Below are 26,173 nucleotides of genomic sequence, written 5' to 3' on the forward strand. Positions count from 1 at the left end.
GCCCATGTCGCTCAGTCCCGTTTTTTATGATGCAAGTGGTCGTCGGCGTCGGCGGTTCACGCTCGGCGTGATCGCGTTCGTTGCGCTGTTGCTGCTGTCGGTCGCGGTATTCGCAGCCTCGATCGGGATGGTGCCGACCGCGCCGCTGCTGCCGATCGAGCCGGAACATCCGGCCCTCCGGGCGTTGCCGGCACCGCGCGCCGGGATCATCCGCCAGACCAAGCGGGACATCAATTATTATGCGAACCGGTTGTTCGGGACCAGCGCTGCTCTGCCGGGGCTTGCCAAGGGACAGGCTGCACGCGGCGGCAACCCTTCGCTCGCGATCGCTTTCCACGCGCCGTGGGACGAGTCCAGCGTTGCCAGCCTTGGCCGTCATGTCGAGCAGCTCGACTGGCTGATTCCCGGCTGGGTTTCGGTAACCGGCGCAGATCATCACATCACGGTGTTCCGCGATCAGGCGGGGCGCGACATCCTGAACAAGGCGGTGCACCGTCCCGTGATCCTGCCGATGGTGCAGAACGCGGTCGACGGGAATTGGGACGGCGCCGGCAGCGCGGCGTTGTTTGCGGATGTAAAGGCTCGCGGTGCGTTCCTGGACAAACTAGTGCCGTTCCTCGCCGCGAACCACGCCGGCGGGGCGTTCTTCGATTTCGAAGATCTGCCGGTTAGCGCGCAGCCCAACTACCGTGCGTTTCTCGCCGACGCGCATGCCCGGTTCGCACCGCGCGGCTGGGTCGTCGCGATCGCGGCGCCGGTCGGTAATCCGGACTGGGACCTGCCGGCCTATGCCAAGGTGACCGACAAGGTCTTCCTGATGGCGTATGACGAGCATGAAACAGCGGGGGCCGCCGGGCCGATCGCGTCGCAGCGCTGGTTCGCCCGCATGGTCGCCGACGCCGCGCGGGGAATTCCACCCGCCAAGCTGGTCGTCGCGATCGGATCCTATGCGTATGATTGGCACGACAAGGGCGGCGATCCGCTTGACGTTGAAGAAGCGTGGCAGAACGCGGCGGATTCGGGGACCAAGCCGACCTTCGACAAGATCAGCGGCAACAGCAGCTTCGCCTATTCCGAAGGCGGGTCGCAGCATCAGGTCTGGCTGCTCGATGCGGCATCGGCGTACAACCAGATCGCGTTTTTGCAAAAGGCCGGGCTCGGCAGCGTAGCCTTGTGGCGTCTCGGGTCGGAAGATCCCGGCCTCTGGTCGATCTGGGGCCGTAACCACCGCAGATTGCCGCCGCCCGCAGCGATCGAGGCGATGCCGGCCGGCACCAACGTCGATATCGAAGGCAGCGGCGAGATCCTGAAGATCGGTGCCGAGCCCGTCACCGGCATCCGCAACGCCGTAGCCGCCAAGGATGGCACGATCGCCGACGTCGTCTTCACGCGGATGCCGTCGCCCTATGTCGTCGTCCGCACCGGCTATCGTCCGAAGCAACTCGCGCTGACCTTCGACGACGGCCCCGATGCGGAATGGACACCGCAGATCCTCGATATCCTCAAGCGTGAACACGCCCCCGCGACGTTCTTCGTGATCGGCGAGAACGCGCTGACCGAGCGGCCCCTGCTTGAGCGCATGGTCAACGAAGGCCACGAGATCGGCAGCCATACCTACACGCATCCCAACCTCGCCAACGTCTCGCAGCGGCAGGTGAAGTACGAGCTGAACACCACGCAGCGGCTGTTCCAGGCGTTCACCGGGCGTTCGCTCCGGCTGTTCCGCGCACCGTATTTCGGCGATGCCGAGCCCAGCACCGCCGACGAGATCGTGCCGGCACTCGAAGCCCAGCAGCGCGGTTATATCTCGGTCGGACTGCACGTCGATCCCGACGACTGGAAGCGCCCCGGCGTCCAGGCAATCATCGACCGGACCATTGCCGGTGTCGAAGCCGGCAATCCGGAGCGCAGCGGCAACGTCATCCTACTCCACGACGCGGGTGGCAACCGTGCGCAGACCGTCGCCGCGCTGCCGATCATCATCGAGCGGCTCCGTGCCATGGGGTACAGCTTCGTCCCCGTATCGACGCTTGCCGGCCTGTCGCGCGATGCGGCGATGCCGGTGATCTCGTCGAGCGACCGGGTCGCTGCCGTCGCCGACCTCGCGCTGTTCAGCACGTTGGGTGGCATCGTCGTCGCGCTACGCTGGATCTTCGGGATCGCGATCACGATTGGCATTCTGCGGGCTCTGGCGTTGTCGGCGCTGGCACTGATCCAGGCCCGTCGCGAACTGCACACCGTGTTCCCGGCAATCGATCCTTCACGGTTCGTGACGGTAATGATCCCGGCGTTCAACGAGGAGCGCGTGATCGTCCGCGCGGTGCAGGGCGTGCTGGCGTCGGCCGAGGTCGCGATCGAGGTGATCGTGATCGACGACGGCTCCAGCGACGGCACCAGCCGCGTCGTATCCGAAGCGTTCGCAGGCGACGATCGCGTCCGCCTGCTAACGCTGGAAAACGGCGGGAAAGCGCGCGCGCTGAACCGCGGGCTCGAACTCGCGCGCGGCGAGATCGTGATCGCGCTCGACGCCGATACGCAGTTCGAACCGATGACAATCGCGCGCCTCGCACGCTGGTTCGACGATCCGAAGCTTGGTGCGGTCGCGGGCAATGCGAAGGTCGGCAACCGGGTCAATCTCGTCACCAAATGGCAGGCGCTCGAATATATCACCGCGCAGAATCTCGAACGGCGCGCACTCGCACGGCTGAATGCGATGACGGTGGTGCCTGGCGCGGTCGGTGCGTGGCGACTGGAGGCGATCCGCAGCGTCGGCGGCTATCCCGACGATACGCTCGCCGAAGATCAGGATTTGACGATCGCGATCCAGCGGCATGGCTGGAAGGTACAATACGACCAGTTCGCGATCGCCTGGACCGAGGCGCCCGAGACGATGCGTGCGCTCGCCAAACAGCGGTTCCGCTGGGCGTTCGGCACGTTGCAGTGCCTCTACAAGCATCGCTCGGCAATTGGCGGGTCGCATCCGCGCGGGCTCGGCTGGGTCGGGTTGCCGCAGGCGATCGTGTTCCAGATCGTGCTCGCCTCGATCTCGCCGATCATCGATCTCGCGCTGCTGGTCAGCTTCTTCTCGACCTATGTCGCGGTGCACGCACATGGCTGGGAGCAGACCAGCCACGACGTCTATACGATGCTGGCATACTGGCTGATCTTTACCGCGATCGACCTGCTGGCCGCGACGATCGCGTTTGCGCTGGAGCGCAAGGAACGCTGGCGGTTGCTCTGGCTGCTGATCCCGCAGCGGATCGGTTACCGCCAGGTGATGTATTACGTCGTCCTGAAGGCCATCGCGCAGGCGTTGCGCGGGCCACTGGTCGGCTGGGGCAAGCTGGCCCGGACCGGGCGGGTCACCGCGAACTGACACGCAACGCATCGGCCGCTATGGCGTTATGGTGTGCCCCTATATATCGTTGGGGCAACTGTTCCCGAGGTGACCGAATGCGGTATCTGATGTTCGCGCTGGTACTGCCGGCGACCTTCGTAGCTAGCGAAGGGCAGGCGCAGCAGCGTCCTCCCCTCGTGCTGGCTGCTGCGTCGCTGCAGGAGTCGCTGACCGCAGCCGCTAACGCTTGGGCAAAGACGGGACATGTGAAGCCGACGATATCGTTCGCGGCCTCGTCGGCGCTCGCGCGTCAGGTCGAGAGTGGCGCGCCAGCCGATCTGTTCGTGTCCGCAGACGAGGACTGGATGAACGAACTGGCGGCAAAGAACCTGATCGTTGCCTCGACCCGTGTCACGTTTCTGGGCAACCGCCTGGTGGTGGCCGCACCCGCGGGAGGCGGTGTTCGTATCCCGGTGCGCCCGCCGGCCGCGCTTGTGCGCGTGCTGACGGCTGGGCCGCTGGCGATGGCGGACACTGCGGTGCCGGCGGGGAAGTACGGGCAGGCGGCGCTGGAGAAGCTCGGCGTTTGGCCGCAGGTTGCGCCGAAGGTCGTGCGTGCGGAGAATGTCCGCGCAACGTTGGCGCTGGTGGAACGTGGCGCCGCTCCGCTCGGGATCGTCTACGCGACCGACGCAAAGGCGTCTACCAAGGTACGGATAGCAGGCGTTTTCCCCGAAAATACGCACCCGCCGATCACGTATCCCGTTGCGCGGCTGAAGGCATCCACCAATCCCGAGGCGGAAGCGTTTCGGCGGTTCCTGGTATCGCGCGCGGGCAAGGCGATCTTCGTGCGTTTCGGGTTCTCTGCCCGCTAGATGCTCGATGCCGCAGAATGGGCGATCGTTGGGCTTTCGTTGAAGGTCGGCGGCGTTGCGATGGCCGTGACCCTGCCGATCGCGTTCGCGCTGGCCTGGGTGCTCGCGCGTGTCCGGTTTCCCGGCAAGATCGTGGTCGACGCCGCGATCCATCTGCCACTGGTTGTCCCGCCGGTCGTCACCGGATGGCTGTTGCTGCTCGCTTTCGCGCCGAACGGGCCGATCGGCGGGTGGCTTCAGGCGTGGTTCGGCGTGACGGTATTGTTCCGCTGGACCGGTGCGGCGATCGCCGCTGGGGTCATGGCACTGCCGCTGATGGTGCGCGCGATGCGGATCTCGATCGAGGCAGTGGATCGACGGTTGGAAAATGCGGCGCGCACGCTGGGTGCCGGTCCGTGGCGCGTATTCTGGACTCTGACATTGCCGCTCAGCGTACCCGGTGTGCTGGCCGGCGCCGTGCTGGGGTTCGCGCGTTCGATCGGCGAATTCGGCGCCACGATCACGTTCGTGTCCAACGTGCCGGACGAGACGCAGACCCTGCCGCTGGCGATCTATTCGGCATTGCAACAGCCAGGCGCAGATGCCCTGGTATGGCGATTGTCGGCCGTTTCCGTCGGGTTGTCGCTGATAGCTCTGATCGCGTCGGAAATGTTGACGCGCCATGCGGGACGGGGGCTTCATGTCCTTTGAAATCGATGTCGAGAAGCGTCTTGGCGATGCTTTCGTCTCGCTGAAGCTCGAGGCGGGGGAGGGGGCTACGGTCCTGTTCGGCCCGTCTGGGATAGGCAAGTCGAGCGTCCTGAACATGGTGGCCGGACTGTTGCGTCCCGACCGCGGGCATATCGTCGTTGGCGGCGAGACCTTGTTCGGCGAGGCTATCGAGGTCCCCCCCGACAAACGACGGGCGGGCTATGTATTCCAGGAAGCACGGCTGTTCCCGCACAAGCGGGTACGCGCGAACCTTCTGTACGGCGTGCGCGGCGCGGCGGAGGGTTTCGAGGAGACGATCGGCTTTCTCGGCATCGGTCACCTGCTCGACCGTTGGCCCCGCACGCTGTCGGGCGGCGAGGCGCAGCGCGTGGCGATAGGCCGCGCGTTGCTGAGCAAGCCGCGGTTCCTGTTGCTCGACGAGCCGCTGTCATCGCTCGACCGCGCGCGACGCGAGGAAATATTGGCCGCGATACTGTATGTACGCGACGTCGTGCGGTTGCCGATCCTCATGGTGACGCACGATCTTGCCGAGGCCGATCGCATAGGCAATCGGATCGTGCGAATGTGATCACGGCAGCGAGTGTTCGATCAGGGACGCTCGGCCGTTCTGGTTCTACGGGCGGGCTACGCGCCACGAGACATTCGTGACGCGTAGCCCTGCCCGTACGGATGCGAGATGATTAACCCAATGCGCGCGTGAACAGGCGGGTAAGCCGCGCGGAGAAGGCACGGGCGTCGACCGGACGCTCGCCATCCGCGATCTGCGCCTCGTCGAACAGCAGGTGCGCTGCGTCCTCGCGAAGGGACGTCTCGTCCTCGCCGAGCGCGGCAAGCCTGACGATCAGCGGGCTGCGAGGGTTGATCTCCAGAACCGGCTTGGCTGCCGGCATTGCCTGTCCACTGGCCGCGAGAATGCGTTCGAGTTGGCGATCCATGCCGCTGTCCGCCGCGACGAGGCAGACGGCGCTGTCGGTGAGGCGTTCGGACGCACGGACCTCGGAAACCGCATCCGCCAGCGTCGCTTTCACGAAAGCGATGAAGTCCGCGACCTCGGGGGGCGCGTCGGACACAGGCTGCTCGGCCCCGTCCGCGAGGGGGATGAGTCCGAGGTCTGCGGCACCCTGCGTTACGGATTTGAACGGCTTGCCTTCGTGGTCGACGCCGGCGGTTACCCAGAATCCATCGACGGGATCGGGCAGAAGCAGGACCTCGACGCCGCGCGCCCGGAACCCTTCGAGCTGCGGCGAGGCTTCGATACGGTCGAGATCGGTCCCGACCGCGTAGTAGATCGCGGTCTGGTTGTCCTTCATCGCGGCGACATATTCGGCGATCGATCGCCATGCCCCGCCCGACGTCGTCGTCTTGAAGCGCGCCAGTGCCAGAAGGGACTGACGGCGTTCGAAGTCTTCGTACAGGCCTTCCTTCAGGACTGCGCCGAAATTTTCCCAGATCTTGGCATAGGACTCGGGGTCGCGCGTCGCGAGCTTGTCGAGTTCCGACAGGACCCGACCCGTCACGCCCTTGCGGATCGCCGCGAGCATCGGGCTTTCCTGAATCATCTCACGCGAAACGTTGAGTGGCAGGTCGGACGAGTCCACCAGGCCGCGCATGAAGCGAAGATAGCGCGGCAGCACCTCCGCATCATCAGTGATGAAGACCCGTTTGACGTACAGCTTCAGACGGCCGCTACGATCCGGATCGAACAGGTCGAAGGGCTTCGATCCCGGAACGAATGCAAGCACGGAATATTCGTGCAGTCCCTCGGCGCGGTAGTGGAGCGTTACTGCGGGGTCGTCGAACTGGCCGGAGACGTTGCGATAAAAATCGGCATAGTCTTCGGTGGTGATGTCGGCCTTGGGCTTGATCCAAAGCGCGGCGCCATCGGCGATCTCGACCGGATCGGCGTCGGGCTTTTCGCGCAGCGTGATCGGTACCGGTACGTGGCCCGACTGATCCTTTATCAGGCGCTCGACGGTGTAACGTTCTGTATACGCCGTCGCATCCTCGAGAAGATGCAGGACGACACGGGTGCCGCGAACCGGTGCGGTGGCTACGTCTACCGGTGATATCGCGTAGGTGCCCAGGCCGTCCGACGACCAGATCGCGGCGGTGTCGGCCCCTGCACGGCGGGATACGACGTCGACCTTCCCGGCGACCATGAACGCGGAATAGAATCCGACGCCGAACTGGCCGATCAACTGCGCGCCTTCGGTCTCCGAGCTCGCGGCGATGCGATCCATGAACGCCTTGGTGCCGGACCGTGCGATCGTGCCGAGCGCCTCGACCATGTCGTCGGTGGTCATGCCGATACCATTGTCTTCGATCGTCATGGTGCGGGCATCGGGATCGAGCGTGATCGAGATCAGCATGCGGGCTTCGTCACCGAACAGTTCGGGCGCGCTAAGCGCTTCGTATCGCAGCTTCTCGCAGGCATCCGCCGCGTTCGAGATCAATTCGCGTAGAAAGACGGTCTTATCCGAATAGACCGAGTGAACCATCATGTGCAGCAGCCGCGCGACGTCGGCCTCGAACACGTGCGTCGCCGGGGCGGCGGTCTCGGGCGTGGGAACTGTTTCGGTGGACATAGTGTGTGACACGTCTCTCGCAGGAATGATCAGGCCCGAATTGGCCGGCGCGCGTCGGTAATTCAAGAGCCTGAGCCTGGAGACTCAGTCCGCGCACGTCGTGCCAGCCGGCTTCACGCAAAACGAAACGAAGTTTTTGTTTGCGTTACAAGTACAAGCGCTGTTCAATCGGGATCGTTCAGTCAACAGATGCAACGTGTCGAGATCCGTCACGGAAAAGATCGAGGTCTTTTCTGACCGAAGTCGAACGGCCATCGTGATCGAGCGGGGATGATGATCTCGCAAGGCCGCTGACGGCTCCGACCGACGGCGTTTCTGAGTCCGGCAGATACTCGGGGGTCTGTCGTTTCGGGGGCATCGATGATCACGAAAACTTCGGTAGTGACGCGCAGGGATATCTTGAGCCGGCTGGGCCTAATGGGCGGGCTGGGCGCCACGCTCGGTGCAATGCAGGCGCTGGGACTGACGGGTGGGCTGATCGGAACGTCGCATGCGCAGGCGCTCGCGACGCTGACACCGACGATGGGTAAGGGCGTTCATGTCGTCGTGCTGGGCGCCGGGATCGCCGGGCTGACCGCGGCATACGAGCTGGAGCAGGCAGGGTTTCATGTGACCGTGCTGGAGGCACGCGACCGGGTCGGTGGCCGAGCATGGACCGTGCGCGATGGCGACAAGATCGAGATGATCGGCGAGGCAACGCAAACCGCCACGTTCTCGGACGGTATCTATTTCAACGCCGGACCTGCCCGCATTCCGAGCTTTCACCAAGGCCTGATCGGCTATGCGAAGAAATTCGGTGTGCCGTTGGAAGTCGAAGTGAATTCCAGCCGGTCTGCCTATGTCATGGCCGAGAATGGCAGCAAGATCCGCATGCGGACCGCCATCAACGACATGCGCGGGCACATTGCGGAGCTTTTGGCAAAAGCGATCAACCAAGGCGCATTGGACCAGTCAGTCACGGCGGCGGACAGGCAAAAGCTGCTCCCGTTCCTCAAGGCTTATGGCGATCTGGGTGAGCGCTATACCTTCGAAGGTACCGAGCGATCGGGGTTCGGAACGGCGCCAGGTGCCGGTGCGGTCTTCTCGTCGGCGGGCAGCGCGGTGGCTCTCGACCAACTGCTCGCGAACGAACGGCTGCCAATGACGTTGTTCGAAGACAATCTCTACATGCAGGCGACGATGTTCGAGCCGGTCGGTGGAATGGACCGGATCCATGCCGGCTTCGATCGCAACCTGCGCCAGCCCGCGGTCCGTGGCGCCGAGGTCTCGCGGATCCGACATACCGCGCACGGCGTGGAGATCGTGTACCGCGACAAGGCGAGCGACGTCATCAGTACGGTGTCCGCGGATTACGTCATCTGCACGATCCCGTTCCCCGTGCTGGCGACGATCGACACCGATTTCTCTCGCGATCTGAAGAAGACCATCGCTGGCGTCGTCTACGATCATTCGAACAAGGTCGCATTCGAGAGCCCGCGCTTCTGGGAACGCGAGCAGATTTATGGCGGTATTTCGTTCGTGGGCGGTCCGACGACTCTCATCTGGTACCCCTCGGCTGGCCTGCATTCCGAGCGTGGCATGCTGCTCGGCTGTTATTCGTCCGGCGCCATCGCAGCGGAGTTCGCAAAACGGCCTATCGCCGAGCAGATCGCGTTTTCGCGCGGCGTCGTTGACCGGTTGCATCCGGGGCACGGCGCTGATCTGGTCAACGGGCTTGCGGTCAACTGGCACAAGATTCCGTACAGCCTGGGTCCCTGGCCGGATTGGAACGCGGGTAGCGCGAATGGCAGGCAGGAAGGACATATCGACACGCCCGCCTTCCGCGTGCTGCAGAAACCCGACGGCCGCGTCTACTTCGCGTCGGCCGCGCTCAGCCAGACGCCGGGATGGCAGGAGGGCGGGATACAGTCCGCTCATGCGCAAGTGATCGCCTTGGCCCAGCGGGTCGCTTCACAGGCGATCTTGCGACCAAATCGCCAAGACGCGTTGGGGTAAGCTACGATACCGTCGGCAGACGCCGATGTGAGCGGGCGCCGATGACCAGCACTAATGTTATTCGAGAGGAAGCGCATGTCGAAGATCATTGCCACGACGATCGTCCTGTTTGCCGCGATTGGCGGTTCATGCGCTGCTGTCGCTCAGGTGCCGACATCCGAAACCGGCGGCTCCGCGATCGTGCGTCATGCCAACACGCCACCCGGGTTGATACTTCAGGCGGTCACCGTACCCGCCGGTGCCACGATGCTGTATCTGAGCGGACAGCTCGCCGCGCCGCTCGACCCCGCCAGCAAGACGCCGGCGGCGCAACTGACGATCGCCGACTTCGGCGACACGAAGACGCAGACGATCAGCGCGCTGAACAAGATCGAGGCCATTCTGGCGGCGCAGGGCTATACGATGCGCGATATCATCAAGTTGACGGTATTCGTCGCGGGTGACCCCAAGCTGGGCGGCAAGATGGATTTCTCGGGGATGAACGACGCGTACAAGATGTTTTTCGGGACGACCCAGAATCCGAATAGGGTCGCGCGATCGACGGTACAGGTCGCCGCGTTGGCCGGGCCGGCCTTCCTTGTGGAAATCGAGGCGACGGCCGCAAAATAATCGACGGCAAGGTGCGTTCGACGTTCGTGCGGGAATCCAACGGCTTGGACGACGGGACAGATCGTTGACGCGACGGCCGCGCGCAGCGGCTCTGCCATATCGGTTCCGTAACGGTTTGACCGGTCCGGTGGAGCGTGTGAAACTCTTGGCCTCACAGGATCGGAGATTGCCATGCTCGTTCCATCGCTCGCTCACGGACTAGGTCTCGCATTTGCCATCGGTGTCGTAGCAGGACTACGCGCGATGATGGCACCCGCAGCGGTCGCCTGGGCGGCCGCGCGCGGTGGTCTGCCGTTGCAGGGAACATGGCTGGCGTTTCTCGGATGGCGGTTCACGCCCTGGATATTCACGCTGCTCGCCGCAGCGGAACTCGTCACCGATCAGTTGCCATCCACCCCGAGCCGCAAGGTGCCGCCGCAATTCGGCGCGCGCCTCATTGCCGGAGGATTGTCGGGCGGTGCCATCGGCTACGGCGTGAATGCCCCGCTGCCGGGAATCGTGCTCGGTGTGGTTGGCGCCGTAGTCGGGACCTATGGGGGCGCCGCCGCCCGCGCGCGGTTAGCGGTGGCATTCGGTCGCGATCGGCCGGCCGCACTCATCGAGGATGCGGTCGCGATCCTGGGCGCGGTGCTGGTGGTCACGTCGATCTGATGCGGCAGTTCGACGCGATCATCGTCGGCGCGGGGCAGGCGGGGCCGCCGCTTGCCGGCAGGCTGACGGCGGCGGGGATGACGGTCGCGCTGATCGAACGCAAACTGGTGGGCGGCACCTGCGTCAATACCGGATGCATGCCGACCAAGACGCTCGTCGCCAGCGCCTATGCCGCACATCTGGCGCGGCGGGCGGGGGAGTTCGGGGTGCGGACCAGTGAGGTCGCAATCGACATGCCCGCAGTCGCTGCGCGCGCGCAAAAAGTCGTGACGGACGCGCGGACCGGGAACGAGACGTGGCTGGAGGGCATGACAGGGCTTACCTTGCTGCGTGGGCATGCGCGTTTCACGGGCCCTCGAACCATTTCGGTCGATGGTGACGACCTGACCGCGCCTCGCATCTTCCTGAACGTAGGGGGGCGTGCGAGCGTGCCGGACATGCCCGGCGTTGGCGAGGTGCCACATCTCGACAACACCGACATGGTCGCGCTGGAGACCGTGCCCGACCATCTCGTGGTCGTCGGCGGGAGCTATGTCGGGCTCGAATTCGCGCAGATGTACCGCCGGTTCGGTGCCGCGGTGACGGTCGTGGAGCGCGGCAAGCGGCTGATCGCGCATGAGGATCCGGACGTGTCCGACGCGGTGCGTAAGATCCTGGAGGACGAAGGGATCACCGTACGGACCGGCGCGAACTGCATCGCCTTTGCGGGACATGCATCGGGCGTCGCGGTGTCGATCGATTGCGAGGCGGGCGATCCGGTGGTGGTCGGCAGCCACGTCCTGCTGGCGGTTGGGCGGCGGCCGAATACCGATGATCTGGGGCTGGAGGCCGCCGGCATCGTGACCGACGCGAAGGGCTACATCAGGGTCGACGACGCGCTCGCGACCAACGTTGCGGGCATCTGGGCGTTGGGCGATTGCAACGGTCGCGGCGCCTTCACACACACCGCGTACAATGATTTCGAGATCGTTGCCGCTAACCTCCTCGACGGCGAAGACCGAAAGGTCAGCCAGCGCCTGGTCGGCTATGCGCTCTACACCGACCCGCCGCTCGGGCGGGTCGGGATGACGCAAACCGAAGCGGAAAGGAACGGGCGGTCGATACTGGTGTCGAGACGACCGATGACCCGAGTGGGACGTGCGGTCGAGAAGGGTGAAACCAAGGGTTTCATGAAGATCGTCGCCGATGCCGGTACGCAGCGTATTCTCGGCGCAGCAATTCTCGGCACGGGCGGCGACGAGGCGATCCACGGGATCCTCGACATGATGAATGCCGATCAACCGTTGTCGGTACTGCGCTGGGCAGTCCCGATCCATCCAACGGTATCGGAACTGATCCCGACCGTCCTGCTTGGCCTCGCATTCCCGGAAACGCCATGAGCAATCTCGATTCGCGCGAGCACCAGATGTTCCCTGTCCTCGATGCGGGACAGATGGAGACCGCCAGGCGCTTCGCCAGCGGTCCCGAGCGCACCTTCGCGGCGGGCGAGAAAGTCTATGCGATCGGCGAGCAGGGGGCGCCCGCCTGGCTGGTGATTGTCGGAACGATCGACGTCGTACGCCGCGACGGGCTGAGCCACGAAGCGCCGATCACCACGCACGGCGCTGGCCAGCTGACCGGCGAGGTCAACCAGCTGGCCGGACGGCCGTCGATCGCGGGTGGTACGGCGGGACCTGAAGGATGTACCGCGCTGCCGTTCGATCCGGCGCATCTGCGTGCGCTGATGGTGGGCTCCGCCGACGTCGGCGAGATCGTGATGCGCGCCTTGATCCTGCGCCGTGTCGGCTTGATCGAGCAGGGCAGCGGCGGGACGGTGATCGTCGGCATACCAGGCAGTCCCGACATCGTCCGACTGCAGGGGTTTCTGACCCGGTCGGGCTATCCCAACATCGTCCTCAATGCCGCGTCCGATGATGAAGGGCATGCGCTGGTTGAGCGCATCGGCGTCGCATCCAGTGACCTGCCGTTGGTGGTCTGTCCGAACGGTACGGTGCTGAAGAGGCCGTCCGACGTTGAAGTGGCGGCGTGTCTGGGCATCACGCCCGACCTCGATCCTACGGTGGTGTACGATGTCGCGATCGTCGGCGCGGGGCCGGCAGGCCTCGCGGCGGCGGTGTACGCGACGTCCGAGGGACTGTCGGTGATCGTGCTCGACGAACGCGCGGTCGGCGGGCAGGCCGGCGCTTCCGCCCGGATCGAGAATTATCTCGGGTTCCCGACCGGCATCTCGGGGCAGGCGCTTGCAGGGCGGGCCTTTAACCAGGCACTCAAATTCGGTGCGGAGATCGCGATTCCGTTGACCGTAGAGCATCTCGATTGCGATGAAGAGCGGGCGGCGGGCGATCCGCTTGCCCTCGAACTGGCAGGCGACCGGCGGATTCAGGCGCAGACGGTTATCGTTGCCTCGGGCGCCCGGTATCGCCGGCCGGATATCCCCGATCTGGCAGTCTTCGAAGGTGCCGGTGTATCGTACTGGGCGTCACCGATCGAGGCACGGCTGTGTGAGGGCGAAGAGGTTGCTCTGGTCGGTGGTGGCAACTCCGCAGGGCAGGCCGTGGTGTTCTTGGCGCCGCGCGTGAAGCACCTCCATCTGATCATCCGGCGGCCGCTGTCGGCAACGATGTCGAAATATCTGGTCGACCGCATCGCAGCGCTCCCGAACGTGACGATCCACGTCGACACCGAGATCGTCGGCCTGGAAGGTGATCGGACGACTGGACTTACCGGTGCGATTTTCCGGTGTCGCGCGGATGGATCGACGCACCAATGCGCGATGCGGCATCTGTTCCTGTTCATCGGTGCGGATCCCAACGCAGGCTGGTTGAAGGGCTGCGTGGAAACCGACGCGAAGGGGTTCATCGTGACAGGGCGGGCGTCGTTGCCGTTGCAGACCAGTCGCGCGGGGGTGTTCGCGATCGGCGACGTTCGTGCCGGATCCACCAAGCGCGTTGCGGCGGCGGTTGGCGAGGGTGCGGCCGTGGTCGCGCAGATCCATTCGGTACTGGCCGAAGCAGCGGAGAGAGGCGCGGTATGAGTTACGGTTGCACGCACATGGAAACGATCCAGACCGTCACGCCAAGTGCCAAAGGGTGCGAAGAGTGCCTGACGATGGGCAGCGAATGGGTTCATCTCAGGATCTGCCGTACCTGCGGGCATGTCGGTTGCTGCGACGACTCGCCGCACCGTCATGCAACCGCACATTTCCAAGTCACGCGGCATCCGATCATCGAAGGCTATGATCCGCCCGAGGGATGGGGCTGGTGCTTCGTCGACGAGACAATGGTCGATTTGCCTGACCAGACACCGCAATGGGGCCCGATCCCGCGCTATGTCTGATCGCAGTCCGCTTGCGTCGACGGGGCGCCGAGACTAGCGCGCTCGACAAGTGCAGGCGTGAGAGATCGATATGCGGCGTTTTATGATTGGGCTGCTCGCCGTCGCGACACTCGCGACGGCCGGTTCGGCACAACGGACCGGGCAACCGCTGTCGGGCCCGAAACCGGGCTTGATACGGGTCCGGATCGTGACGTCGGAGGGACCGATCATATTAGCGCTGGACGCGCGCCATGCGCCGCAGACGTCGGCGAACTTCCTGGCTTATGTCGACGACGGCCGGTTCGATGGGACCGATTTCTACCGTGCAAGCCGGCAGAAGTCGGCGCCGAAACTTGGGTTTATCCAGGCAGGCATTCGGACCGATGCGCGGCGGATCCTGCCGCCATTCCCGCTTGAAACGACCGCGATGACCGGCATCAAGCATCTCGACGCGACGATCTCGATGGCGCGAGGGATGACGCCGGCGTCTGCAGGCGGCAATTTCTTCATCACCATCGGACCCGCGCCGGCAATGGACGCGCGGCCCGGTTATCCGGGATATGCGGCGTTCGGGCATGTGGTCGCAGGGATGGACGTGGTGAAGCGTATCCTTGCCAAGCCGACCGGCGGCGGCATGGACGCCTTCAAGGACCAGATGATCCTCAAGCGGGTGGCGCTGGTGAGCGCGCGCCGGCTGGACGGCGTAGCGAAACCGACCGGCTTGCCGCGCGCGTGGTTGATCAAGACGCGGCCCGACCGAGTAAGATGAGGGATCGCACCGCCGGTATGGGGAGAGGTGTCACGTTGATGAACTCACGGACGGGGCGCGGCACCAATGAGTGGGAACGCCAATTGTCTGGCCGTTGTCTGGCCGTTGTCAGGCTAGCGTCAGCCACTTTGCTCGCCAAGGGAGGATTGCGTCGGATCAGGCCGTCAGGCTGAGCGCGACGGCCTCCGCGACCTTGATACCGTCGACCGCTGCTGAAAGGATGCCGCCCGCATAGCCCGCGCCCTCGCCCGCCGGGAACAGGCCAGCGGTGTTCAGGCTCACGAAATCATCGCCTCTGGTGATCCTCACCGGTGAGGACGTGCGCGTCTCGACGCCCGTGAGGACCGCGTCGGGATGGTCATAGCCGGGAATCTCGCGGCCGAATGCCGGCAGCGCCTCGCGCAGGGCGGTGATCGCGAACTCGGGCAGGCATTCCGACAGATCGGTCATCGTCACGCCTGGCTTGTACGACGGGATCACGGAGCCGAGCGCGGTTGACGGCCGCCCGGCAAGCAGGTCGCCGATGCGTTGCGCAGGTGCCTTGTAGTTCGAGCCGCCCGCGACATAGGCGCGCGATTCCCAGTGACGTTGCAATTCGATGCCGGCAAGCGGGTGGCCGGGATAGTCACGCTCTGGATCGATTCCGATCACGATCCCCGAATTCGCGTTGCGTTCGTTACGCGAATATTGGCTCATGCCGTTGGTCGCGACGCGGCCTTCTTCGGAGGTCGCGGCGACCACCGTGCCGCCCGGACACATGCAGAAACTGTAGACGGTCCGCCCGTTCCTGCAGTGGTGCGACAGGCTGTACGCCGCCGCACCGAGATCGGGGTGGCCGGCACATGGGCCAAACCGCGCTTCGTCGATCCAGGATTGCGGATGCTCGATGCGGACGCCGATCGAGAACGGCTTGGCCTCGACATACACGCCCTTGGCATGAAGCATCTCGAACGTGTCGCGCGCGCTGTGGCCGACTGCGAAGACGACGTGATTGGCTTCGAGATAGTCGCCGGTGCTGAGGTGCAGGCCCCGCAGCTGCCGCGCGCCTGCCTCCTCGACGATGTCGAGACCGTCTACCCGCGTGGAGAAGCGGTATTCGCCGCCGAGCGCTTCGATCGTCTCGCGCATGCTCTCGACCATCGTGACGAGGCGGAAGGTGCCGATATGCGGGTGTGCTTCGGTGAGGATCTCGGGCGGGGCGCCGGCCTTCACGAACTCCGTCAGGACCTTGCGGCCGAGGTGACGCGGGTCCTTGATCTGGCTCCACAGCTTGCCGTCGGAGAAGGTGCCGGCCCCGCCCTCGCCGAACTGGACGTTGGATTCGGGGTTGAGGACGCTCTTGCGCCAGAGCCCCCAAGTGTCCTTGGTGCGTTCGCGGACCACTTTCCCGCGGTCAAGAATGATGGGGCGGAACCCCATTTGTGCCAGGATCAGGCCGGCGAACAGGCCGCATGGGCCTGCGCCGACGACGACCGGGCGGGGGCCGGTATAGCTGGCGCCGCCCTTGATGACGAAGCGATAGCCGGTGTCGGGCGTACGCTGGACGTGGCGGTCCTTGCGAAAACGCTGAAGGACCGTGTCCTCGTTCTTCAGCGTGACGTCGACCGAATAGACGAGCTGGATGTCCATCTTGTCACGGGCATCGTGCGCGCGACGCGCCACGGTGTAGCGGATCAGGTCGCGCGGCGTGATGCGCAGGCGGTCGCGGATCGCGGCGGGGAGCGCTTCGTCGGCGTGATTGAGCGGCAGCTTGAGGTCGGTGATGCGGAGCATGGCGCACGCTCTAGCGCCGCGCGGCGCGATCCGCCATCGGGAGCAGGAGAGGACATGATCATGCGGACCGACGACGAGCAGAATGCCAAGAGCGCCAAACGCAAGGAGGTCCAGGACCGGATCGTCGCGAGCAAGACGATCGAGAGAGGCTTGGTCATCGTCCACACCGGTAAGGGCAAGGGCAAGTCCACCGCCGCGTTCGGCATGGCAGTGCGGATGATCGGGCATGGGCGCAAGGTCGGTGTCGTGCAGTTCGTGAAGGGCGCGATGACGACCGGCGAAAAGGCGGTCTTCGACGCGTTTCCGAACCTGTGCGAATTCAAGCCGATGGGGGAGGGCTTTACCTGGGACACGCAGGACCGGGCGCGGGACATCGCGGTGGCACGGGACGCTTGGGACGAGGTCAGGCGGATGATCGCCGATCCGTCCTATGCGATGGTGATCGCGGACGAGCTGAACATCGTGCTGCGCTACGAGTATCTACCGGTTGACGAGGTGCTGGCGGCTTTGGCGGCCAAGCCGGAGATGACGCATGTCGTGGTGACAGGACGGAACGCACCAGAGGCCTTGGTCGAAATTGCGGATCTGGTGACCGAGATGACGCAGGTGAAGCACCCGTTCCGGTCGGGCGTTAAGGCGCAAGCCGGGGTCGAGTTCTAGGCGTCTTGCGTGACCCGTACCTCGGGCGTATCGCGACCTTGCGACAGGTTCCCTCGACGCGGCGACGTAGACGGGGATGAAAACGGGAACGGGTGAACCCCGGCTGCCCCTGCAACTGTAAGCGACGAGCCACCGTGCCACACGCCATTGGGATGCAGGTCCCGAGAAGGCGGCACGAAACGGCGCTGACTCGCGAGCCAGGAGACCTGCCTGTCGCAGTCGTCTTTCGTCCGGCCAGGGTGCGCCGAGCGGACGGGTAATACCCCGAGCGACGACATCGCTTCGCGTCTCGCGAGGGCCGTAGGCTTGTGCCTATGCCCGTCGCGCGATGCGGGATCGACTGTCCGAAGGGGAAAACATGCCTGTCATTTATCGTGTCTCGTGCTCAACCGCCGAAGCATCCGCATGTTGAAGCACGTCGAGGACGGCGTCGCGGTGGTCGCATGCAACACCTGCCGCCACTCATCCGATGCCCGCGACGACGGCGAGGGTATCCGCGGCGGTGCACGTCTCGTCGGCGCGTTGAAAGCGGTGCAGGCCAGCGATCCCGCCTATGCCGATGTCGCGGTGCAGGAAATGCCGTGTCTTTTCGCGTGCCAGGATTTCTGCACGATCCACCTGCGCGCGCCAGCCAAGGTTGGCTACGTGCTCGGCCGGTTCGAGCCGACCGAAGATGCCGCACGAGCAATCCTCGACTATGCACGCCTCTACGGCGAAAGCGCATTCGGACAGGTGCCGTTCAAGCAATGGCCCCAGGGCGTAAAGGGACATTTCATCACACGCACGCCGCCAGCAGGGTTCGTCGTGGAATGACCATGTTCGCAACACCGACGGCGTTCCTCGCCGCTTTGCAAGGCTTGCCGCAGCCGGATCAAGCCGCGCGATCCGCCGCGATTGCTCGCCAAGGGCAACTGACCAAACCACCGGGCTCGCTCGGCCGCCTGGAGGACATTGCGGTGTTCATGGCCGGATGGCAGGGCCGCGAACGGCCGCGGATCGACAACGCTCGGGCGCTCATCTTCGCGGGCAATCACGGTATCGTCGCGCGCGGCGTCAGTGCGTTTCCGGCATCGGTTACGGCGCAGATGGTAAGCAATTTCGAGCATGGCGGCGCCGCGATCAACGCGCTTTCGACGACGGCGGGGCTCGATCTACGGATCGTCGCGATCGATCTCGACCGGCCCACCGACGATTTCACGGATGCACCGGCGATGTCGGTGGAAGATTGCCTCGACGCGATCAACCTAGGGGCAGCGGCGGTAGCCGGCTCGCCTGATCTCGTCGTGCTGGGGGAGATGGGGATCGGCAACACCACGACCGCCGCAGCGCTGTGCATGGCGAGTTTTGGTGGATCGGGTCGCGATTGGGTCGGTCCGGGCACCGGGATCGATAGCGAAGGCATGGTACGCAAGATCGCGGTCGTCGAAGCGGGACTGGCTCGGCACCGTGAAGCGATCGGGACACCGTTCGAGGTTCTCCGACGGCTAGGCGGACGAGAGCTCGCGGCGATCGCGGGCGCCGTCGTCGCGGCGCGGTTGATGGGCGTTCCGGTGGTGCTGGACGGCTTCATCTGTTGCGCGTCGGTTGCCCCGATCGCTGCGGCGTGCCCGGATATCCTCGCGCACTGCCTGGCGGGGCATGTGTCCGCTGAGCCGGGGCACAGCCGGTTGCTGGCGTCGCTCGCGCTCGATCCGCTGCTGTCGCTCGACATGCGGTTGGGCGAAGGAAGCGGCGCAGCCGTCGCAACCCTGATCGTTCGCGCGGCGTTGGCCGCCCATGACGGGATGGCGACCTTCGCCGAAGCGGGGGTGGCGACGGCGTGAGCGCGCCGTACATGCTGTATCTCATGCGGCATGGGGCGCCGGTGCGCGAAGGGCTTTTGCTGGGGCGTACCGATGATCCGGCCACCGAGGCGGGGGTTGCGGCCTGCCTAGGACGCGCAGAATCGCTTGATGTCTTGCAGATCTTCTCGTCCGATCTGGCGCGTGCGCGTGCATGCGCCGCCGCGGTAGCTGCTCCACGTCGGATCGAGGTCGCGGCCGATGCGCGGTGGCGCGAGCTGAACTTCGGCGCGTGGGATGGATTGCGGCCGGACGAGGTCGATCCGTCGGCATTCGCCCGGTTTCATGAGGATCCTGACGTGGCGCCACCACCCGGGGGGGAGCGCTGGTCGGCGTTGCAGGATCGGGTCAGCCGGGCGCTTGACGCAATTCCGCCCGCGGCATCGTTGGTCGTGACGCACGGCGGCGCGATCCGCGCAGCGCTGGCGCATCTGTGTGGGTTCGACCGGCAGCAGCTATGGGCGTTCGATTTGCCCTATGCGGCGCTGGTATCGTTGCGGATCTGGCCGGGGGCGGTGCGGACCGTCCAGATCACCGGCTTGACGACATGAGGCGACTGATCGTTGCATTCGGCTTCCTGACGCGCCTGCCTATGCCGCGCATGACGATCGGCCAACGAGATTTCGCCGAGGCGATCCGCTTGTACCCGGTTGTTGGGTTGGGTATCGGCGCAATCGTCGCGGCGATGGGGTGGCTGGGCTCGGTGATGGATCCGTGGACTGGTGCCTGTGCCGCGTTGATCGTCTGGATCGCAGTGACCGGCGCCCTCCATCTCGACGGGCTCGCGGATCTTGCCGACGGCCTGGGCGCGGCGCACGGCGACCGAACGCGGTTGCTGGCGGTAATGGCGGACCCGCATATCGGCAGTTTCGGCGTGGTAGCCATCGCCGGTCAGATGATAGCCAAACTCGTACTGCTTCACGCGGTGGGAACGGCGGGGTGGTGGACAATCATGCTGGTACCGTTCGCGGCACGGATCGGACCACTCGTCTGGGCGGTCTGGTTGCCGCCGTTGCGCGCGGGCGGACTGGGCGCTGCGCTGGCGGGCATCGTCCGGTTGCGCGATCTGATCGGCTGGGGAATGGTGCTTGCCTTTGCGGCGGTCATCGCGCCGGCGATGATAACGGTGCCGTTCCTGCTGGTCGGTGTTGCTGCATGGTTGCGGCGGTCGATCGGAGGCATCACTGGCGACGCTCACGGGGCCGGGATCGAGATCGTGGAAACCGGCATACTTCTGTCGCTAGCCGTGGCCGGCACCATTGGCGGCGCTGCGACCGGCTTGTTGCGCTAACGCAAGCATCGCATCGAGGTCGAGCTGGCGTTCCAGGGTCGCGGCGATCGCGTCGAGCGCGGTATCGACCGATACGGCGTGATCTGGCCCCACTGCATCCACGCCGATCCGCGCAAGCCAGACAGCGCGTTGCTCGGCAAGCGCGAACAGCCCGTGGACATAGCTGCCAGCGACCAGCCCGTCGGCACTGATCGCCCCCTCCGCGCTGCCGTCGGCACGATGCCCGAACGGACGTCCCAGTCCTTCGCCGGTCGTCGCGCCCATGTGCATCTCAAACCCTTCGAACCGCGCGCCTTGGGCCATGCCCTGGACCTGTACGAGCGTTTTGGTGATGGCCAAACGCGTGTCGATCTCGAGCAGACCTAGGCCCGCTACCGTCGTGGCCTCGCCTTCGATGCCGTGCGGGTCTGCGATGCTTCGGCCAAGCATCTGATACCCGCCACAAAGCCCCACGATCGACTTGCCACGCCGGTGGTGCGCAAGGATATCGACGTCCCAACCCTGCGCGCGAAGGAAGGCCAGATCCTTGATGGTCGCCTTCGACCCGGCGAGTATGATCATGTCTACGTCAGGGATCGGCGTGCCGGGCGGCACCATTATCAGCTCTATGCCGGGTTCGAGGCGAAGCGGGTCGAGATCGTCGAAATTGGCGATCCTCGGTGTGATCGGGCACGCGATCCGCACGGCTCGCGCCCCTGATCGAACGGGACGTTCGAGTATCACCGCGTCTTCGCTGGGCAGGCGGACTGCATCGGCGAGCCAGGGTACGACCCCATAGCCGCGCCACCCGCTGAGCGTCTCGATCGCGCGATAGCCGTCATCGAACAACACGGGATCGCCGCGGAATTTGTTGACGAGAAAGCCGCGGATCATTGCCGCATCGGCAGGATCGATCACCGCACGCGTGCCGACGATCGAGGCTATCACGCCCCCGCGGTCGATGTCGCCGACCAGGATGACGGGGACATCGGCAGCGCGCGCAAAACCCATATTGGCGATATCGGCGTCGCGCAGGTTGATCTCGGCAGGGCTGCCCGCCCCCTCGACGATGACGAGGTCGCAGGCGTCCGACAGCCGGGCGAAACTGTCGAGTATCTCAGGAAGCAGACCGACCCTCCCTTCGCGCCAACGCGCTGCGGCCAAAATGCCGCGCACCTGGCCACGGACGATCAGTTGGGATGTCCGGTCGCCTTGAGGCTTGAGCAGGACTGGATTCATGTCGACGCTGGGTGCAACGCGGCAGGCGAGCGCCTGGGTCGCCTGTGCGCGGCCAATCTCGCCGCTGTCCCCTGTCACCGCGGCGTTGTTGGACATGTTCTGCGGCTTGAACGGGCGGACGGACAGGCCCCTGTTGGAAAATGCGCGGCACAGACCCGCGACGAGCACGGACTTGCCGACGTCTGACCCCGTACCCTGCAACATCAGCGCAGCCATGCGAATAGTCCCGCGATGACCAGCAGCAATATGCACGTCCTTCGATAGACCCGTAGCGCACGCCGTATATCGCGGGCTCCGAGATCGCGATTGCCGCTGCCGATGTACGGTTTGTCGGCGACGATACCGTCATAGGCGATCGGGCCGGCAAGCTGCACGCCCAAGGCGCCGGCCATCGCTGCTTCCGGCCAACCGGCGTTGGGCGATGCGTGGCTGCGGGCATCACGCATCATCGTGCGCCAACCGCCGGCGCCGGCCAAACACAAGGCCACGCCGCTGATCCGGGCGGGGATAAGGTTGGCGAGATCGTCTGTGCGGGCGGCTGCCCAGCCGAACGCCCGCCAGCGGTCCTCACGATGTCCGATGAGGCTGTCGGCGGTGTTGATTGCTTTATACGTCCAGATCCCGGGAAGACCGGCGACGAGCAGCCAAAACAATGGGGCGACCACACCGTCGCAGACGCTTTCTGCCAGGCTTTCGACAGCAGCCCGGGCAACGCCGCTTTCATCCAACGCTGTAACGTCTCGACCTACGATCATCGAAACGCAGGTCCGTGCGGCGTCGAGATCGTTCTGTTCGAGCGCCTGGGCCACCGGTTTGACGTGGTCGTGAAGGCTTCGCATCGCCAGCGCGGGCGCTGCCATGACGGCAATAGCGATCCATGTTGCCGGACCGAACAGCTGGCGCGCCAACGCGGCAGCGGGGAGGGTTGTGGCGATGGTGGCGCTGAGGAGGAATATAATGGTGAGTATTCCTGCGAGGCGGCGCGTGCCGGTCGACGAGGTGGGGCGGTTCCAACGTCGCTCCGCGTAGCCGATCAGGCGCGCGAACCCGCCGACGGGATGACCGATCCGCGCATACACCGCAGCCGGCCATCCGACCGCAACGTCGATCGCGATTGCCAGCGCCGCGACCGGCTCAACCATGCCCAAGCGCCTGATCGAGGCGTTCGAACGCCGCATCGCTGCCTGGCACCCCCATACGAAGCCACCGCGACGCATAGTCGAACGTGCGCGTCAGGATGCCAGTGCGGGCGAGGCGATCGAACAGCCCGTACGCGTCGCCCGTTTCGACCAGGCGAAACAACGCGCAGTCGCCGCGAACCTGCAAGCCATGCCGCGACAGCATTGCATCGAGCCGAGCGGCGCGGTCGATGATCGACTTGCGGGCCGTGCCGATCCACCCGGTATCGCGGTACGCGGCAATGCCGTACGCCACCGCATGCGCCGAGATCGGCCAGCTTCCCAGCCGGTCGCGCATTGCAGCAGCCTGGCTTGAAGGCGCGATCATGAAACCGAGGCGGATGCCCGGCAGCCCGAAGAATTTGCCGAACGATCGGAATGCGATCACCGGATCGTCGGGGCCGACCAGGGGTATGACGCTCGATGCCGGAGCAACGTCTGCAAAGGCCTCGTCCACGACCAGCCAGGTGCCGCCGCGCGCGATCGTCAGGAGCCGTTCGGGTGCGTCAAGGCAGCCGTCCGGGTTGTTCGGGTTCGCCAGGATGAGCGTACCGCCGTCAATTGCATCGATCGAGGCCCGGACGACCGGTAGCGCATTTTCCCTCACGGACGCATGCGTCGCGTAGCTTGGCGCGACGTACCGGATGGGCGCCGGTAGGTGTAGGCCGCGCAGCATGCGGAGGCCAAGTTCGCTACCGGGGAGCGCGACGACGCGATCTGGCGTGGTCCCGAATACTTTTGCAGCAGCCGCCTCGAGCGTCGATAGCGCATCGGGAGAAGGCAGGCTGTGCACGTCGACTTCGGGCATGGGGTCGGCCGTCCACGCGCACGGATTGATGCCGGTGGAAAGATCCAGCCATGGGCGTGGGGCGTTCGGGTAATGAATTGCGGCAAGATCGATCCGTCCGCCGTGGACGCGCAGAGCCTGCATAACGGTCTTTCACTCGATCAAGCGGTCTTCGCTTGATCTGACGCGCGTCATCGTCATTCCCGGTACGACCCGCAAGCGCGAAGGAGCATAACGATGCAAACTACAGGAGCCCCGTTCGGTCGAAGCCTGTTCGTGCTGGGGGGCGCACGGTCCGGCAAGAGCCGGCATGCCCAGGCGGTAGCCGAAGCCGCGGCTTCCAGCGCGACGTCCAACCTCGTCTATGTCGCGACGGCGCAAGCGTTCGACGGCGAAATGGAGGAGCGGATTTCGCGACACCGCGCGGATCGAGACGATCGGTGGCGCACCGTCGAAGCCCCGCTGGCGCTTGCGGATAGTCTGGTCGCAGCGGATGCTCCCGAGACGGTCATGCTGGTGGACTGCCTGACCTTGTGGGTATCGAACCTGTTGCTCGCGGACGACAATGTCGCAGCGCGGGTCGATCAACTGGTCGAGACTGTCGGCAGGCTCGAAGGGCGTATCATCCTGGTGTCCAACGAGGTTGGCCTGGGAATCGTACCGGACAATCCACTGGCTCGCCGTTTCCGTGATGCCGCCGGATTGCTTCACCAGCGTATCGCCGCGCAGGTCGACAGCGTGGACATGGTGATGGCGGGACTGACGCAGCGATGGAAGGCCTTGCTCGAGCCGAACCCTGTGTAGGCCAATAGCCCGCTTCCGGTTGTCGGCATTACAGTTGGCATTCTCCGGTTTCGAACTTAGGGTGCGTCAGAACACAGTGGGGGCCATATGCATAGCGAGGCGCAAACGATCGCACGGTTGAAATCCATGGTGTTCCTTATCGAAGAAGCGTTACGGATTGCGGACGAGGGCAACGACGCGTTGCTTGGTGCGAAGCTAAGCGATTGCATCGATTGCGTTTACGCTGAATTGGCCGAGATTGACGGGGCTCCACGTATCGGTCTGGCGGCCCTCGCGAGCGATTAATTGCTGCCGATGCGCGGGGTCTCGTTTTTGTCTTGAGCAATCGTAGAGACAAGCCCCGCCCGACCGAGCGCCAAAGCCAAAAGCTACAGGAAAACCAGCTATAGCCGCGTGCAGTGGCGTTCGCGCGAATGCGACAAGCCCGGCGGTTTGTTCGATCGAGCGCCTTGCGGTGCTAAGTGGCGCAATCAATTCTGCATTTCACGGTACAGCGATCGAATTATGGAGAACATTTGTTCAATATACGGCGATCATTTATCGATCATGTAAATGTATGCTTGGGTTGTTCAAGATTTTTTGCGGATATGATAATTTGAATTATATTTGACGGCGAACGCAATTAATTGCCGTTTATTGGAAATATTGAACATTTATTAGAACAATACCGTTCTGGTTATGTTAAAACAATTAATCGCCAGCCGGATTTTCGGGCGCTGACGACCGAGAGATGCATGTGCTTTCGCCCCGATATCTGCGGGAAAACAGTCATGGCTACGACGCCAAGCCCATTGGGGCTGATGGTTCGGAAATTGGAAACGCACGCGGTGCTCGATGCCGACGACCGTGCCGCTCTGCTTGCCCTTCCTTACACGTTCAGGACGTTCGAACCGTCCTCCTACCTGGTCCGCGAAGGCGATGCGCCCGAGCAATGCGCGGTGCTGCTGTCCGGATTTGCGTATCGACAGAAACTGACCGGCGCCGGCATGCGGCAGATCGTATCGCTGCATATTCCCGGCGAAGCGCTGGATTTCCAGCATCTGTTTCTCGATGTCGCGGATCACAACGTTCAAACGCTGACGCGTGCGGAGGTGGCCACCATTCCCCGGACAGCGTTGCGCGAACTCGCCCGTACGCGCGCGTCGATCGGCAATGCGATCTTCGTGAACACGCTGGTCGAAGGGTCGATATTCCGCGAATGGATCCTTAACATCGGGCGACGCGATGCGCGATCGCGGCTCGCGCATTTCCTGTGCGAATTCGCCATACGGCTCGACATGCAGGGCCTTACCGGCGAGGACGGCTACGAACTGCCCATGAGCCAGGAGCAGCTCGGTGACGCGCTGGGCCTTACTGCGGTACATGTGAACCGCACGATCAAATCGCTGGAGGCCGACGGGCTGATTGGCCGGAACCGACGTCGGATCAGTTTTCCGCAATGGGACGCGCTGCGAGAACTCGCCGATTTCTCCAGCCGGTATCTCCACCTTGCGCAGCAGAAAACCTAGCCGACAGACCTAGCCGTCGCGGCCGTGAGCGACGGAGTCTATGATCCGGCCACCAGCCATGAACACGGCTATCGGGCACGCGGCGAACAGGACCCATCCGCCATATCCAGGATATTGCTGGAGATAATGGATGCCCCGTTCGACCGCACCCAGGCCGAGCCCGTAGATGACCAAGAAGGCCTCGAACTTCGTCTTGATGACGAAGAGACGGGTAAAGCGGGTCCACATGCAGCTCGCGGAGCAAGCAATGTGCCAACCGCGGAATC

25 protein-coding genes and 1 riboswitch are annotated in these 26,173 nt (G+C 64.6%); of the genes, 19 read left to right on the top strand and 6 right to left on the bottom strand.

Going from position 1 to position 26,173, the window contains the following annotated elements; all coding sequences use genetic code 11:
* The first annotated feature begins 4 nt into the window (after positions 1-4).
* The 4 genes from SJY41_RS04160 to SJY41_RS04175 all read left to right on the top strand — a co-directional run bounded on the left by SJY41_RS04160 (position 5) and on the right by SJY41_RS04175 (position 5,491).
* A complete protein-coding gene (locus SJY41_RS04160; RefSeq protein ID WP_380779308.1) occupies positions 5-3,376 on the top strand; it encodes a polysaccharide deacetylase family protein in 3,372 nt (1,123 codons plus the stop codon).
* A gap of 77 nt (positions 3,377-3,453) precedes the next feature.
* Positions 3,454-4,212 carry a molybdate ABC transporter substrate-binding protein gene (gene modA, locus SJY41_RS04165; protein WP_380779309.1) on the top strand — a complete coding sequence of 253 codons (759 nt, stop codon included), beginning with the start codon at positions 3,454-3,456 and terminating at the stop codon, positions 4,210-4,212.
* Entirely contained in the window at positions 4,213-4,902 is a 690-nt protein-coding gene (gene modB, locus SJY41_RS04170; RefSeq protein WP_380779311.1) for a molybdate ABC transporter permease subunit, read from the top strand.
* A complete protein-coding gene (locus SJY41_RS04175) occupies positions 4,892-5,491 on the top strand; it encodes an ATP-binding cassette domain-containing protein (RefSeq protein WP_380779313.1) in 600 nt (199 codons plus the stop codon). The genes modB and SJY41_RS04175 overlap by 11 nt, the downstream gene beginning before the upstream one ends.
* A 112-nt stretch (positions 5,492-5,603) precedes the next feature.
* On the opposite strand, the gene htpG is transcribed toward SJY41_RS04175, so the two are convergent.
* A complete protein-coding gene (gene htpG / locus SJY41_RS04180) occupies positions 5,604-7,508 on the bottom strand; it encodes a molecular chaperone HtpG (RefSeq protein ID WP_380779315.1) in 1,905 nt (634 codons plus the stop codon).
* Between the two features lie 360 nt (positions 7,509-7,868).
* On the opposite strand from htpG, the gene SJY41_RS04185 reads away from it, so the two are divergent.
* From SJY41_RS04185 to SJY41_RS04215, 7 genes are all read left to right on the top strand, one after another.
* Entirely contained in the window at positions 7,869-9,503 is a 1,635-nt protein-coding gene (locus SJY41_RS04185; RefSeq protein ID WP_380779317.1) for a flavin monoamine oxidase family protein, read from the top strand.
* Between the two features lie 75 nt (positions 9,504-9,578).
* The gene (locus SJY41_RS04190; protein ID WP_380779321.1) at positions 9,579-10,112 is read left to right on the top strand and encodes a RidA family protein; all 534 of its coding nucleotides are present in this window, start codon (positions 9,579-9,581) and stop codon (positions 10,110-10,112) included.
* A gap of 243 nt (positions 10,113-10,355) precedes the next feature.
* Positions 10,356-10,763, top strand: a complete 408-nt coding sequence (locus SJY41_RS04195; RefSeq protein ID WP_380779323.1) for a DUF4126 domain-containing protein — start codon at positions 10,356-10,358, stop codon at positions 10,761-10,763.
* Positions 10,760-12,142 carry an FAD-containing oxidoreductase gene (locus SJY41_RS04200; protein ID WP_380784054.1) on the top strand — a complete coding sequence of 461 codons (1,383 nt, stop codon included), beginning with the start codon at positions 10,760-10,762 and terminating at the stop codon, positions 12,140-12,142. The genes SJY41_RS04195 and SJY41_RS04200 overlap by 4 nt, the downstream gene beginning before the upstream one ends.
* The gene (locus SJY41_RS04205; RefSeq protein ID WP_380779325.1) at positions 12,139-13,797 is read left to right on the top strand and encodes an FAD-dependent oxidoreductase; all 1,659 of its coding nucleotides are present in this window, start codon (positions 12,139-12,141) and stop codon (positions 13,795-13,797) included. Before SJY41_RS04200 ends, SJY41_RS04205 begins: the two co-directional genes overlap by 4 nt.
* Entirely contained in the window at positions 13,794-14,099 is a 306-nt protein-coding gene (locus SJY41_RS04210) for a UBP-type zinc finger domain-containing protein (protein ID WP_380779327.1), read from the top strand. Before SJY41_RS04205 ends, SJY41_RS04210 begins: the two co-directional genes overlap by 4 nt.
* Positions 14,100-14,169: 70 nt before the next feature.
* Positions 14,170-14,847: a peptidylprolyl isomerase gene (locus SJY41_RS04215; protein WP_380779329.1), complete on the top strand. Its 678-nt coding sequence runs from the start codon at positions 14,170-14,172 to the stop codon at positions 14,845-14,847.
* Positions 14,848-15,003: 156 nt separating this feature from the next.
* On the opposite strand, the gene SJY41_RS04220 is transcribed toward SJY41_RS04215, so the two are convergent.
* Positions 15,004-16,620, bottom strand: coding sequence for an NAD(P)/FAD-dependent oxidoreductase (locus tag SJY41_RS04220; RefSeq protein WP_380779331.1), 1,617 nt, complete (start codon positions 16,618-16,620; stop codon positions 15,004-15,006).
* Positions 16,621-16,674: 54 nt separating this feature from the next.
* Between SJY41_RS04220 and cobO the strand changes: the two genes are divergently transcribed.
* The 5 genes from cobO to cobS all read left to right on the top strand — a co-directional run bounded on the left by cobO (position 16,675) and on the right by cobS (position 20,412).
* Entirely contained in the window at positions 16,675-17,280 is a 606-nt protein-coding gene (cobO, locus tag SJY41_RS04225; protein WP_380779333.1) for a cob(I)yrinic acid a,c-diamide adenosyltransferase, read from the top strand.
* A 28-nt stretch (positions 17,281-17,308) separates the two neighbouring features.
* A riboswitch (cobalamin riboswitch) is annotated at positions 17,309-17,509 on the top strand.
* A gap of 176 nt (positions 17,510-17,685) precedes the next feature.
* The gene (locus SJY41_RS04230) at positions 17,686-18,093 is read left to right on the top strand and encodes a DUF1636 domain-containing protein (protein ID WP_380779334.1); all 408 of its coding nucleotides are present in this window, start codon (positions 17,686-17,688) and stop codon (positions 18,091-18,093) included.
* Entirely contained in the window at positions 18,090-19,103 is a 1,014-nt protein-coding gene (cobT, locus tag SJY41_RS04235; protein ID WP_380779336.1) for a nicotinate-nucleotide--dimethylbenzimidazole phosphoribosyltransferase, read from the top strand. Before SJY41_RS04230 ends, cobT begins: the two co-directional genes overlap by 4 nt.
* Before the next feature lie 11 nt (positions 19,104-19,114).
* Positions 19,115-19,672, top strand: a complete 558-nt coding sequence (locus SJY41_RS04240) for a histidine phosphatase family protein (RefSeq protein WP_380784055.1) — start codon at positions 19,115-19,117, stop codon at positions 19,670-19,672.
* Positions 19,669-20,412 (top strand): adenosylcobinamide-GDP ribazoletransferase, encoded by a 744-nt coding sequence (gene cobS, locus SJY41_RS04245; protein WP_380779338.1) that lies wholly within the window; start codon positions 19,669-19,671, stop codon positions 20,410-20,412. Before SJY41_RS04240 ends, cobS begins: the two co-directional genes overlap by 4 nt.
* Here cobS and SJY41_RS04250 read toward each other — a convergent pair.
* Genes SJY41_RS04250 through SJY41_RS04260 form a run of 3 tightly spaced genes read right to left on the bottom strand, consistent with a single transcriptional unit; the run spans position 20,362 to position 23,739 of the window.
* The gene (locus SJY41_RS04250; RefSeq protein ID WP_380779340.1) at positions 20,362-21,846 is read right to left on the bottom strand and encodes a cobyric acid synthase; all 1,485 of its coding nucleotides are present in this window, start codon (positions 21,844-21,846) and stop codon (positions 20,362-20,364) included. The genes cobS and SJY41_RS04250 overlap by 51 nt on opposite strands.
* The gene (cbiB, locus tag SJY41_RS04255; protein WP_380779342.1) at positions 21,834-22,772 is read right to left on the bottom strand and encodes an adenosylcobinamide-phosphate synthase CbiB; all 939 of its coding nucleotides are present in this window, start codon (positions 22,770-22,772) and stop codon (positions 21,834-21,836) included. The genes SJY41_RS04250 and cbiB overlap by 13 nt, the downstream gene beginning before the upstream one ends.
* On the bottom strand, positions 22,765-23,739 hold the full coding sequence (locus SJY41_RS04260) for a threonine-phosphate decarboxylase (protein ID WP_380779344.1): 975 nt from the start codon (positions 23,737-23,739) through the stop codon (positions 22,765-22,767). The genes cbiB and SJY41_RS04260 overlap by 8 nt, the downstream gene beginning before the upstream one ends.
* A gap of 93 nt (positions 23,740-23,832) precedes the next feature.
* Here SJY41_RS04260 and cobU point away from each other — a divergent pair, with 93 nt between their 5' ends.
* The 3 genes from cobU to SJY41_RS04275 all read left to right on the top strand — a co-directional run bounded on the left by cobU (position 23,833) and on the right by SJY41_RS04275 (position 25,907).
* Entirely contained in the window at positions 23,833-24,399 is a 567-nt protein-coding gene (gene cobU / locus SJY41_RS04265; protein ID WP_380779346.1) for a bifunctional adenosylcobinamide kinase/adenosylcobinamide-phosphate guanylyltransferase, read from the top strand.
* 87 nt (positions 24,400-24,486) lie between these two features.
* Positions 24,487-24,684 (top strand): hypothetical protein, encoded by a 198-nt coding sequence (locus tag SJY41_RS04270; protein WP_380779347.1) that lies wholly within the window; start codon positions 24,487-24,489, stop codon positions 24,682-24,684.
* Positions 24,685-25,025: 341 nt separating this feature from the next.
* Positions 25,026-25,907: a Crp/Fnr family transcriptional regulator gene (locus SJY41_RS04275; protein ID WP_380779349.1), complete on the top strand. Its 882-nt coding sequence runs from the start codon at positions 25,026-25,028 to the stop codon at positions 25,905-25,907.
* A gap of 9 nt (positions 25,908-25,916) precedes the next feature.
* Here the strand turns inward: SJY41_RS04275 and SJY41_RS04280 are convergent, their stop codons facing one another.
* Positions 25,917-26,135: a hypothetical protein gene (locus SJY41_RS04280; RefSeq protein ID WP_380779351.1), complete on the bottom strand. Its 219-nt coding sequence runs from the start codon at positions 26,133-26,135 to the stop codon at positions 25,917-25,919.
* Positions 26,136-26,173 lie beyond the last annotated feature (38 nt).

The organism is Sphingomonas sp. R86520 (genome assembly GCF_042466285.1).
GTDB lineage: Bacteria > Pseudomonadota > Alphaproteobacteria > Sphingomonadales > Sphingomonadaceae > Sphingomonas.